Origin of the sequence: Microbacterium rhizosphaerae, from assembly GCF_034120055.1 — a bacterium.
In the GTDB taxonomy this organism is placed as follows: domain Bacteria; phylum Actinomycetota; class Actinomycetes; order Actinomycetales; family Microbacteriaceae; genus Microbacterium; species Microbacterium rhizosphaerae.
The window spans coordinates 3,439,648-3,451,253 of the sequence record NZ_CP139368.1 but is presented as its reverse complement, the minus strand read 5'-3'; the positions used below and the strand labels follow the sequence as shown (position 1 = coordinate 3,451,253).

Here is an 11,606-nt window from a genome sequence, read left to right as displayed (position 1 = left end):
CGCGCCGTCTACGCGGACGCGCCGCCTCGACCCAGCTCGAGGCGGCGCGTCTCCACGTTCTGCGGGGAAGGCTCAGGCCACTTGGACCCGGAGGACCTCGCGTGCCGACACGGTCCTGCGGCGGGTGACCGCGACGATCGTGGCGACGAAGGCCAGGCCGCCCCACACGACGAGTCCGACGATGGCGCCGCCCACGCCGCCGGAGGTGCCGAGGACGCCGAGCATCGCGGTGTAGGCCGGAGCCGTCGGCATGATCGATGCGATCGACAGGAGCACCGCCGGCACGGTCGAGACGATGCCGGTCGCGATGACGAGCACGCCGACGAGCGCAGCGAGCCAGCGGCCCGCACCGCCGAAGACGGCGACGAGCGCCTGGTTGACGGCCGCGAACGCCAGCCCCGCGACGACGCAGACTGCGGCGAACAGCGACCAGGTGCCCCAGTCGTACGACGCCGCGAGCTGCACGACCCCGGCGACGAGCAGGCCCTGGACGGCGCCGATCGCGGCTCCCGGGCCGTACGCGCGGAGCGCCAGCATCGCGGACGACCGGCGCGACGTGAGCGACCCCCGCGGAACCGCCTGCACGGCGATGAACGTGCCGATGGAGCCGACCCACAATGCGAGCGTCGCGAGCAGCGGAATCGCGGATGCGCCGAACAGCGACGACGAGCCGCCCTTGGTGGCGACGGGCGTCGCGACGACGGATGCGAGGTCCTTCGCCTGCGCATCGGTGTAGCGCGGGATGGAGGAGGCGGCCTTGTCGAGACCGCTCGCGAGGGACGACACCCCGCCCGCGAGCTGTGTCGCACCGCCCGCGAGTTGGGACGCCCCGTCAGAGGCACCGGATGCGCCGACGGCCAGCTGGGATGCGCCACCGGCGAGCTGGGATGCGCCGCCGGCGAGCTGCGAACCGCCGCCCGCGAGCTGCCGCGCGCCTGCGGCGAGCTGATCGACTCCGGATGCGGCGCCCTGAGCCCCGGTGGCGAGCTGCTGCATTCCGCCGGCCAGCTGCCCGGCGCTGGCCGCCATGGTCGCGATCCCGCCCTGCAGGGCGGGAAGCCCGTTGACGACCGCCGCCATCTGACCGGAACTGTCGATCATGCTGTTGAACGTGGGCAGGGCCTTCTGGGCGTTGTCGGCCGCGACCTGGAGTTCTTGGCAGAATTGACTACCCTGCGGCGTGCACGACGAGGCCAGCTGCTGCAGATCGGCCGCCGACGCGGCCGCCTGGTCCTTGTACTTCTGCGGGTTGCCGGCGACGGCGTTGATCGCATCGACGGCGCTCGGCGGCACCGCCGGGATCTGGGCCAGCTGCTCCGAGGTCTTGGTGAGGCCGCCGGCGAGCGCGCTCGTCCCGTCGGCGATCGGCTGTGCGCCGGCTGCCCATTTGTCGAGGCCCGCGGCGGCCTTCGCCGCGCCGTCGGCCCACGCGTTCAGTCCGTTCGAGAGGTTCGCGGCACCGCCGGATAGCCCGCTCGCCCCGCTCGAGACTCCGGAGGCTCCGCTCGACAACCCGGCGACGCCCGCGGCGAGGCTGGTCGCGCCGTCAGCGGTCTGCTTCGCGCCGTCCGCGAGCTGCGACGCTCCGCCGGCGGCGCTCTGCAGGTTGTCGCCGAGCGTCGTGAACCCGAGGAACACCTTGTTCAAGTAGGTCTCGGTCAGGGTCGTGCCCATGACGGATGCGGCGGTGGTCGCGACCTGCTGCGAGATCGCCTCGTCGACCACGAGCGCCTGCGGCGATGTCGTCACCCGGATCGTCGCCTGCTCGGGGGTCGTCCCGCCGATGGAGGTCGCGGCGGCCGAGAAGCCCTTCGGGATCGTGATGACGGCCTGGTAGGTGCCGTCCTTCAGCCCCTTCGCGGCATCCGACGTGTTCGAGATCGTCCAGTCGAGGTTGCTGTCGAGAGTCGGCGACCCCTTGACGAGACCCGCGGTCAGCTGACGCCCGAGCGGCACCATCTGCCCGTTGATCGTCACGGGCTGGTCGTTGTTCACGATCGCCGCGTGCATCGAGTCGAGGCGCGACGTGGGGTTGTACAGCGCCACGACGAGGATGCCGCCGACGACGACCGGCAGGAGGATGGCGCCGACGATCGTCAGCCATGTCACGGGGCGGCGGGAGCGGGCGCGCTCGATGTGGAGAATCATGCGTTCACCTCTGCGGACGGAGAATCTGCGGGTTCGGAAGCTGTGGGCCAAGCACCTGCGAGCGGGCCGGTGTCGTCGGCGCCCTCATCCGGAGCGGGGTCGCTCGAGACGGCGAGCACCGGCGCATCCACCCACCCCGCGTCGTGCAGCAGGGCCTGTACGGGAGCCGGGTCGGTCGCCGACACGATCAGGGCCAGGGGAGTCAGGGATGCCGCATCCCGCAGCAGCTCGACGGCCTGCGCGCGCACCTCGGGCGCGCAGAGGGCCTCGGCGCCGTCGACGACCACGATGCGCGAGCCCCCGCGCAGGGCCTGCGCGAGGTCGGGCAGCGGGCGGCGCGTGCGCTGCAGGAGCGCCACGCCGACGCGCCGCCGCACCCACGAGCCGCGGGCCGGCAGCAGGTGCCCGTCGACCTTGAGCCGCCCGTCGCCTGCATGCAGTCGTCCGGCGAGCGTGAGCAACAGCGCCTCCGTCGATCGCGGATCGGCCGCGGTCGTGATGAGAGCTTCGCCCGGTTCGACGCGGAGGGCGACGTCGCTGTAGAGCGTGCGCTCGTCCTCGACGAGCCAGAGGCCCTCGGCGACGACCGCCGCGGTCGTGTGCGGCTCGGGCCACTCGGCGAGCGCGCGTTCGCGCTCGACGGCCTCGCCTTCGATGTCGAAGTGCGGGAGGACGCGCTCGAGCCAGCGCGGCATCCACCACACCCTGTCGCCGAACAGCGCCATGACCGCGGGGATCAGCGTCATGCGCACGACGAAGGCGTCGATCGCGATGCCCGAGGCCAGGCCCAGGGCGATCGGCTTCAGCGACGAGTCGCCCTCGGGAACGAACGCCGCGAACACCGAGAACATGATGATCGCAGCCGCGGTCACCACGCGCGCCGAGGCAGTGAAGCCGCTGCGCACGGCGTCGATCGCCATCGGGCGATCGCTGTGCCCGTGGCGGGCGCGTCGCGCATGGACGTAGTCCTCCCGCATGCGCGTGACGAGGAACATCTGGTAGTCCATCGCGAGGCCGAAGAGCACGCCCATGAGGATGATCGGCATGAAGCTGATGATCGGCCCGACCCTCGTGACGTGCAGCAGGTCGGCGCCGACGCCGTGGATGAACACGGCCGACACGATGCCGAACGCGGCCGCGACCGAGAGCAGATACCCGAGAGCGGCTGTGATGGGCACCCACACCGAGCGGAAGATGATGGCGAGCAGCACGAGCGACAGGCCGACGACGAAGATCGCGAACGGCAGCAGGGCGCCGCCGAGCCGGTCGGAGATGTCGATGCCGACGGCCGTGAATCCCGTCACCTTGATGTCGACGCCGTACTTCTTCTGGATGTGATCGTGCTGGGCGCGGATCTCTCGCACGAGGTTCGCCGTCGCGACCGAGTCCGGCGCCGAGTCGGGGATGATCTGCACGATGCCGGTGTCGGCGGTCTGATTGGGCGTCGCGAGGGCGACGGCCTTCACCCCGGGGAGCTTTCCGAGCTCATCGCCGAGATCCTTCATGAGGGTCAGCGGGTCGTTCGACGTCACGATCGTGCCCGTGACGATGAGCGGGCCGTTGAAGCCGGGGCCGAAGTGCTCCGCCACGAGATCGTACGACTGGCGCGCCTGCGACTCCTTGGGCAGCTGACCGGCGTTCGGCAGGGCGAGGGCGAGGCTCAGCGCCGGGAGGGCGAGGAGGCCGAGGCCCACGACGACCGACACGGTCGTGACGATCGGATGCCGCGTCACGAGCACGACCCAGCGGTTCTGCCGCTTCGGCCTCGCGCGGGCGCCCTCCGGAGCGGGGCGGTGGCGCCAGCCGACGACGCGTCCCTTGACGAACCCGAGCAGCGCCGGAGTGAGCGTCACGGCGACGAGCACGGCGATGGCCACGGCGACGGATGCGGCGATGCCCATCGTGGTGAGGAACGGGATGTTGGCGAAACTCAGGCCGATCAGGGCGATGAGCACGGTGATGCCCGCGAAGACGACGGCCGAGCCCGCCGTGCCGGTGGCGCGGGATGCCGACTCCTCCGGATCCATCCCGGATCTCACCTGGTCCTGATGTCGGGCGGTGATGAACAGGGCGTAGTCGATGCCGACCGCGAGTCCGAGCATGAGCGCCAGCAGCGGCGTGGTCGACGAGACCGATGCGAACGCGGTGGCGATGAAGATGAGCGCCATCGACAGACCGACCCCGAGGAGCGCGGTCGCCAGCGGCAGCCCTGCGATCACGAACGAGCGGAACGTGGCGATCAGCACCGCCAGGGCGACGAGCAGGCCCACGGCCTCGATGAGGGAGACCCCCGGCACCGACGTCGCGAAGAGGTCTCCGCCGAGCTTCACGGTGCTGCCGGAGGGCAGCTGCGAGGCGAGGGCGTCGACCTTCGTCTGGAGCGTCGCCTTCGTGTCTTTCGAGATGCTCGTCGACTGTCCCGCGAACTGCACGCGGACGATCGCCGCGCTCTTGTCGTCCGAGATGAGCCCGGTCACGTGCTCGTCATAGGGGCTTGTCGCCGCGTTCACGCCGTGGAGCTTCTCGAGATCCTTGACCGAGGCGATGATGTCGCCCTTGTACGGATCCTCGGTGACGGTGTCGCCGGGCGCGGCGACCACGATGTACTGCGCGCTCGTGCCGCTCGCCTGCGGGAACGTGCGGCTGAGCTGCGCCAGACCGGCCTGCGCCTCGGTGCCGGGGATCGAGAACGAGTTGTCGGTGCCCTTGGCGAAGAGGGCGACGCCGCCGAGGGCGAGCACGAGCAGGAGGATCCACGACACGAGCACACGCCACGGGTGGCGGAACGACCACCGGCCGAGCGTGGAGAGGAGAGTGGACACGATGCCTCCAGGAGAGCGGAGCGGGCTCCGCGTCGTTTCAGATCAGTTCGATACGACGCTGTATCCGATACATACGTGTATCGTAAAGGAATCGGGACCTGCAAATCTGAGTGCTCCGTGTGAGAATCGCGACCGAGAGGAGAAGCCCCGATGACCGACGCGAAAGTGGCGACACGCAGCCGCGAGAACACCCGCGCGCGACTGATGGAGGCGGCCTTCGAGGTCTTCGCCGAGGTGGGGCTGGACGCCGCATCCGTCGAGGCGGTCTGCGAGCGTGCGGGGTTCACCCGCGGTGCGTTCTACTCCAACTTCGACTCGAAGGACGAGCTGTTCCTGCAGCTCGCCGCCCGCGTCGCATCCGATCGCGTCGAGGCCGTGCAGGCCCGCATCGACAGCCTGGTCGCGGATCGCTCGGAGGCGTTCGACGAGAGCCAGATCTCGGAGATCCTCGAGCAGGTCCTCGACGTCGGCGCAGACGACCGGCTCGGGGTGCTGCTCATGAGCGAGATCCGCATCCGCGCCCTGCGCGACCCCGATGTCGCGCGCGCGTTCCTCGACCAGGACGCCGCCATGCAGCGCAGCGTCGCGAAGATCATCACCGACATCGGTGCGCTGAAGGGCATCGAATTCCGGGTGGATGCCGAGCAGGCCGCGCGGCTCATGCTCATCGTGTGGGAGTCCTCTGCGGTCCGCGCGCTGATCCGCGGCGTCGCGGACGAGTCGCTCGAGGGTGAGAAGGCGCTCCGTGCTGCCGCGAGCGCGCGTCTGAACGAGGTCGCCCGCCTCATCCTCTGCTGATCAGTCGGTCTCTTCGAGGACGGCCCAGCAGCGCTCGAGGCGCGCGATCCACCAGTCGCGACGATCGGGGGATGCCGCGAACTCGTCGAGGCGTGCCGCATCCGGAGTCACTCGCGCCACCGGCAGCGACCCGGCGACCACGCCGTAGTCCGCGACGTCTCCGGCGAAGAGCGACCCCGTGCCGAGCCCGCAGCCGTAGTCGAGGTCCGGCAGGGCGGCGGCCAGCGCGACTCCCATCGAGATGCCGACCGCGGTGTCGAGCGCGCTCGAGACCACGGCGGGGAGCCCGGCCTCGGCGACGATCTGCAGCGCGCGGCGCACGCCGCCGAGCGGCTGCGCCTTCACCACGAGCAGGTCGGCCGCCCCCGCCCGCGCCACGGCGAGCGGGTCGGCGGCCTTGCGCACGCTCTCGTCCGCCGCGATCGGCACACCCATGTACTTCACCCGACGCCGCAGCTCGGTGAGTTCGTCCACGGTCGCGCACGGCTGCTCGGCGTACTCGAGGTCGTACTCGGCGAGGGCGTGGATCGCGCGCTCGGCCTCGTCGACGTTCCACCCGCCGTTGGCGTCGACGCGCACACGCCCCTCCGGACCCATGACCTCGCGCACCGCGCGCATGCGCGCCACATCGTCGGCGAGGGTCTGCCCGGGCTCCGCGACCTTGACCTTGGCCGTGCGGCAGCCGTCGAAGCGGGCCAGGACAGCTGCGACGCGATCGGCCGGCACGGCCGGCACCGTTGCGTTCACACGGACGGCGTCGCGCACCGCCGGGGGGCGCGGCATCCATGCGTCGTCGATGGCGGCGGCGAGCCAGGCCGATGCCTCGGCGTCGCCGTACTCCGCGAAGGGCGAGAATTCCGCCCATCCTTCCGGGCCTTGGAGCAGCAGGGCCTCGCGCACGTCGACGCCGCGGAAGCGCGTCGCCATCGGCAGTGCCACCACGCGTGCGGTGTCGACGAGGTCGGAGAGCGGAGGCAGGTCGCGCGGCATGACCCCATGATGCCCCGTGCACCGGCTTCGCGGCGGCCGCCGCCGCCCCGACGTTCGGGATTCAGTCCGCGCGTCCGCGGCCGCACGTGAACGGGGCGTGCGCGCGATGCGCCCCCCGCGGTGAGACTGAATCCCGAACGCCGGGCACGCGTGAACCGAGCGGCACGACACACGGGACCCTGCGGGATCCCGCGCCTCTAGGCTGGTCGCATGCTTCTCGACACCCCCGTGCGCCTCGGCGTGCAGATCGAACCGCAGCACGCCACCTACACCGAGATCCGCGACACCGTCCGGCGCCTGGAGGACATGGGCGTCGACATCCTCTTCAACTGGGACCACTTCTACCCGCTCTCGGGTGAGCCGGACGGGCTGCACTTCGAGTCGTGGACGATGCTGGGCGCCTGGGCCGAGCAGACCGAGCGGGTCGAGTTCGGCGCCCTCGTCAACTGCAACAGCTATCGCAACCCCGACCTGCAGGCCGACATGGCCCGTACGCTCGACCACATCTCCGGAGGCCGGTTCATCTTCGGCACCGGCGCGGGGTGGTTCGAGCGCGACTACGACGAGTACGGCTACGAGTTCGGCACGCCCGGCTCGCGCCTGAACGACCTCGCCGCGGGCCTGGAGCGCATCGAAGCGCGCTGGGCGAAGCTGAACCCGGCGCCGACGCGGCGCATCCCGGTGCTCATCGGCGGGGCGGGCGAGCAGAAGACGCTGCGCCTCGTCGCGAAGCACGCCGACATCTGGCACTCCTTCGTCAAGCCGGATGCGATCGCCCACAAGGTCTCGGTCATCGAGAAGTGGGCCGAGAAGGAGGGCCGCGACACGTCGAACCTCGTCGTGTCGAACGAGCTCGCCCGTCGCGATGTCGAGACCGCGGGAGCCCTCTACGATGCGGGCGTCCGCCTGTTCACGCTCGGCATCTCGGGCCCGCACTACGATCACGACCTGGTGCAGCACTGGGTGAACTGGCGCGACGCGAAGAACGGCTGAACGGATGACGCAGCCCCGCTTCGCCCTGGACATCGACGGCGTCGAGCGCCCGGCGCGCTCGCAGGCATTGCTGGATGCCGTCCACGAGCGCGTCGTCATCGCCGACGGTGCGATGGGCACGATGCTCCAGCGCCACGACCTGTCGGTCGAGGGCGACTTCCAGGGGCTCGAGGGCTGCAACGAGATCCTCAACATCACGCGGCCGGACGTGGTCGGCGGCATCCATGACGCGTACTACGCGGTCGGGGTGGATGCCGTGGAGACCAACACGTTCGGCGCCAACTGGTCGAACCTCTCCGACTACGGCATCGACGACCGCATCGCCGAGCTCGCCGCTGCCGGCGCGGCCATCGCCCGGGAGCGGGCGGAGGCGGCCGAGGCGGCGGACGGACGGATGCGGTGGGTCCTCGGCTCGATGGGGCCGGGCACGAAGCTGCCCTCCCTGGGTCACACCACGTACGACCACCTGAAGCAGACGTTCGCGCTGCAGGCCGAGGGACTCATCGACGGGGGAGCGGACGCGTTCCTCGTCGAGACCTCGCAGGACCTGCTGCAGACGAAGGCGGCGGTCAACGGCTGCAAGCAGGCGATCGTGGCGCGCGGCATCCGGCTGCCGATCTTCGTCGAGGTGACGGTCGAGACCACCGGCACCATGCTCATGGGCTCCGAGATCGGCGCGGCGCTGACCGCCCTCGAGCCGCTGGGCGTCGACGCGATCGGCCTGAACTGCGCGACCGGCCCGACCGAGATGAGCGAGCACCTCCGGCACCTGTCGAAGCACTCGACGGTGCCGATCGCCTGCATGCCGAACGCCGGGCTGCCCGTGCTCACGGCGGACGGCGCGCACTACCCGCTGTCACCGGCGGAGCTCGCCACCGCGCACGAGCAGTTCGTGCGCGAGTTCGGGCTGGGCCTCATCGGCGGATGCTGCGGCACGACGCCCGAGCACCTCGCCGCCGTCGTCGACCGTCTCGCCCCTGATCGGTCCCCGAGCCTTGATCGGTCCCCGAGCCTGTCGAGGGGCGGCACATCCGATCGGCGTCTGTCCGACCCCTCGACAAGCTCGGGGACCGGGGCGGCCTCGGGGACCGGGGCGGGTTCGGGGACCGGGGCGGGCTCGGGGACCGGGGCGGGATCGCGGACCGGGGCGGGTTCGGGGACCGGGGCGGCGGCGCGGGTGATCGAGATCGATGCGGGCGTCGCATCCCTCTACCAGCACGTGTCGTTCGACCAGGATGCGTCGTACCTCGCCATCGGCGAACGCACCAATGCGAACGGGTCGAAGGCCTTCCGCCAGGCGATGCTCGAGGAGCGCTGGGACGACTGCGTCGAGATCGCGCGCGAGCAGATCCGCGTCGGCGCCCACCTCCTGGACGTCTGCGTGGACTACGTCGGACGCGACGGCGTCGCCGACATCCGAGAGGTCGTCTCCCGGTTCGCCTCGGCATCCACGCTGCCGCTCGTGATCGACTCGACCGAGCCGCCGGTCGTGCAGGCCGGCCTCGAGCTGATCGGCGGCCGCCCCGTCGTCAACTCGGTGAACTACGAGGACGGCGACGGCCCGGACAGCCGCTTCGGCCGCATCATGCCGCTCGTCAAGGAGCACGGCACCGCGGTGGTCGCCCTCACGATCGACGAGCACGGCCAGGCCCGCACGACCGCCGACAAGACTCGCATCGCGAGTCGCTTGATCGACTCCCTCGTCGGGGAGTGGGGGATGCGGGTCGAGGACATCATCGTCGACTGCCTGACGTTCCCGATCGCCACGGGCCAGGAGGAGACCCGCCGCGACGCCATCGAGACGATCGAGGCGATCCGCGAGATCACGCGGAAGTATCCCGGCATCCACACGACCCTCGGCGTCTCGAACGTGTCGTTCGGCCTGAACCCCGCCGCCCGCGTCGTGCTGAACTCCGTGTTCCTGCACGAGGCGGCGGAGGCGGGCCTGTCGAGCGGCATCATCGACGCCGCCAAGATCGTGCCGCTCGCCTCCCTCCCCGACGAGCAGCGCCAGGTGGCGCTCGACCTCGTCTGGGACCGCCGCGAGTACGACGCCGACGGCAACGTCACATACGATCCGCTCGCCCGGATGCTCGATCTGTTCGCCGGCGTCGACACCGCGGCGCTGCGCGACCAGCGCGCCGCGGAGCTCGCCGCGCTCCCCGTCGGCGAGCGCCTGGAGCGCCGGATCATCGACGGCGAGGGCAAGGGGCTCGAAGCCGACCTCGACCTCGCGCGTGCCGAGGGCATGGCGCCCCTCGCCATCATCAACGACCACCTGCTCGAGGGCATGAAGGTCGTCGGCGAGCGCTTCGGCGCCGGCGAGATGCAGCTGCCGTTCGTGCTGCAGTCGGCGGAGGTCATGAAGACCGCCGTGGCCCTGCTCGAGCCGCACATGGAGAAGGCGGATGCCTCGGGCAAGGGCCGCATCGTGCTCGCGACGGTGCGCGGCGACGTGCACGACATCGGCAAGAACCTCGTCGACATCATCCTCACGAACAACGGCTACGACGTCATCAACCTCGGCATCAAGCAGCCCATCGCGGACATCATCGCCGCCGCCGAGGAGCACGACGCCGATGTCATCGGCATGTCGGGCCTGCTCGTGAAATCGACGGTCGTGATGAAGGAGAACCTCCTCGAGCTTCAGGCTCGGGGTGTCGCGAAGCGCTGGCCCGTCATCCTCGGCGGCGCCGCGCTCACCCGAGCCTACGTGGAGGACGACCTCGCCGGGCTCTTCGACGGCCAGGTGCGCTACGCGAAGGATGCCTTCGAGGGCCTCGCCCTCATGGAACCGCTCGTGCGCATCGCGCGCGGCGAGGATCCCGATGGCGTCGGCCTGCCGCCCCTGAAGAAGCGCATCCACCGCGCCGGATCGACGCTGACGCTCACCGAGCCCGAGGCGATGCCGGCCCGCTCCGACGTCGCGGCCGACAACGTCGTGCCCACGCCGCCGTTCTGGGGCACGCGGATCGTCCGCGGCCTCGCGCTCGCCGACTTCGCGGCCTTCCTCGACGAGCGCGCGACGTTCATGGGGCAGTGGGGTCTGAAGCCCGGCCGCGGCGACGACGGTCTCACGTACGAGCAGCTCGTCGAGCGCGAGGGCCGGCCGCGACTGCGGTACTGGCTCGACCGCATCCTCTCGGAAGGGATGCTGGACGCCTCCGTCGCGTACGGGTACTTCCCGGTGGTCTCCGAGGGCGACGACGTCGTGGTGCTCCACCACGCCGACGACCCGACGGGCGTGCTGGGCACAGCCGGGCTGCTCGCCCCCGACGGAGGTTCAACCCCTTCGACAGGCTCAGGCCCTTCGACAGGCTCAGGGGCCGGGGTCGACACCGGCGGGATCGGGACCGACCGGCTGCGCTTCTCGTTCCCGCGCCAGCGGCGCGACCGGCACCTGTGCCTCGCAGACTTCGTGCACTCCCGCGAATCCGGGCAGGTCGACGTGCTGCCCGTGCAGCTCGTCACGGCGGGCGCGAAGATCGACGAGGTGACCGCGAAGCTCTTCGCCGAGGATCGCTACCGCGACTACTACGAGCTCAACGGGCTCGTGATGCAGCTGACCGAGGCGCTCGCCGAGTTCTGGCACTCCCGCATCCGTTCGGAACTCGGCTTCGCCGCCGAGGAGCCGGTCGAGAAGGCCGGGCTGTTCAAGCTCGAGTACCGCGGCGCGCGCTTCTCGCTCGGCTACCCCGCGTGCCCCGAGATGGAGGATCGCCGCAAGGTCGTCGAGCTCCTTCGTCCCGAGCGCATGGGCGTCGAGCTCAGCGAGGAGCTGCAGCTGCATCCCGAGCAGTCGACCGACGCCTTCGTCTTCCACCACCCCGAGGCGAAGTACTTCTCTGTCTGAGC

6 protein-coding genes are annotated in these 11,606 nt (G+C 70.8%); 3 read left to right on the top strand and 3 right to left on the bottom strand.

Going from position 1 to position 11,606, the window contains the following annotated elements:
• Window positions 1-72 precede the first annotated feature (72 nt).
• The gene (locus SM116_RS15750) at window positions 73-2,148 is read right to left on the bottom strand and encodes a YhgE/Pip domain-containing protein (protein ID WP_320941913.1); all 2,076 of its coding nucleotides are present in this window, start codon (window positions 2,146-2,148) and stop codon (window positions 73-75) included.
• Complete coding sequence (locus SM116_RS15745) at window positions 2,145-4,970, bottom strand: efflux RND transporter permease subunit (protein WP_320941912.1); 2,826 nt, start codon at window positions 4,968-4,970, stop codon at window positions 2,145-2,147. Before SM116_RS15745 ends, SM116_RS15750 begins: the two co-directional genes overlap by 4 nt.
• A gap of 150 nt (window positions 4,971-5,120) precedes the next feature.
• On the opposite strand from SM116_RS15745, the gene SM116_RS15740 reads away from it, so the two are divergent.
• Window positions 5,121-5,768 carry a TetR/AcrR family transcriptional regulator gene (locus SM116_RS15740; RefSeq protein WP_320941911.1) on the top strand — a complete coding sequence of 216 codons (648 nt, stop codon included), beginning with the start codon at window positions 5,121-5,123 and terminating at the stop codon, window positions 5,766-5,768.
• Here the strand turns inward: SM116_RS15740 and SM116_RS15735 are convergent, their stop codons facing one another.
• Window positions 5,769-6,758, bottom strand: coding sequence for an o-succinylbenzoate synthase (locus SM116_RS15735; protein WP_320941910.1), 990 nt, complete (start codon window positions 6,756-6,758; stop codon window positions 5,769-5,771).
• A gap of 210 nt (window positions 6,759-6,968) precedes the next feature.
• Here SM116_RS15735 and SM116_RS15730 point away from each other — a divergent pair, with 210 nt between their 5' ends.
• Together SM116_RS15730 and SM116_RS15725 are read left to right on the top strand one after the other, a co-directional pair.
• The gene (locus SM116_RS15730) at window positions 6,969-7,751 is read left to right on the top strand and encodes an LLM class F420-dependent oxidoreductase (protein ID WP_320941909.1); all 783 of its coding nucleotides are present in this window, start codon (window positions 6,969-6,971) and stop codon (window positions 7,749-7,751) included.
• Between the two features lie 4 nt (window positions 7,752-7,755).
• Window positions 7,756-11,604, top strand: a complete 3,849-nt coding sequence (locus tag SM116_RS15725; protein WP_320941908.1) for a methionine synthase — start codon at window positions 7,756-7,758, stop codon at window positions 11,602-11,604.
• The last annotated feature ends 2 nt before the right edge of the window (window positions 11,605-11,606 follow it).

Bases quoted from the DNA above. Each gene is read 5' to 3' on its own strand.
- SM116_RS15750 (WP_320941913.1), bottom strand. From the start codon at position 2,148: ATGATTCTCCACATCGAGCGCGCCCGCTCCCGCCGCCCCGTGACATGG.
- SM116_RS15740 (WP_320941911.1), top strand. From the start codon at position 5,121: ATGACCGACGCGAAAGTGGCGACACGCAGCCGCGAGAACACCCGCGCG.
- SM116_RS15735 (WP_320941910.1), bottom strand. From the start codon at position 6,758: ATGCCGCGCGACCTGCCTCCGCTCTCCGACCTCGTCGACACCGCACGC.
- SM116_RS15730 (WP_320941909.1), top strand. From the start codon at position 6,969: ATGCTTCTCGACACCCCCGTGCGCCTCGGCGTGCAGATCGAACCGCAG.
- SM116_RS15725 (WP_320941908.1), top strand. From the start codon at position 7,756: ATGACGCAGCCCCGCTTCGCCCTGGACATCGACGGCGTCGAGCGCCCG.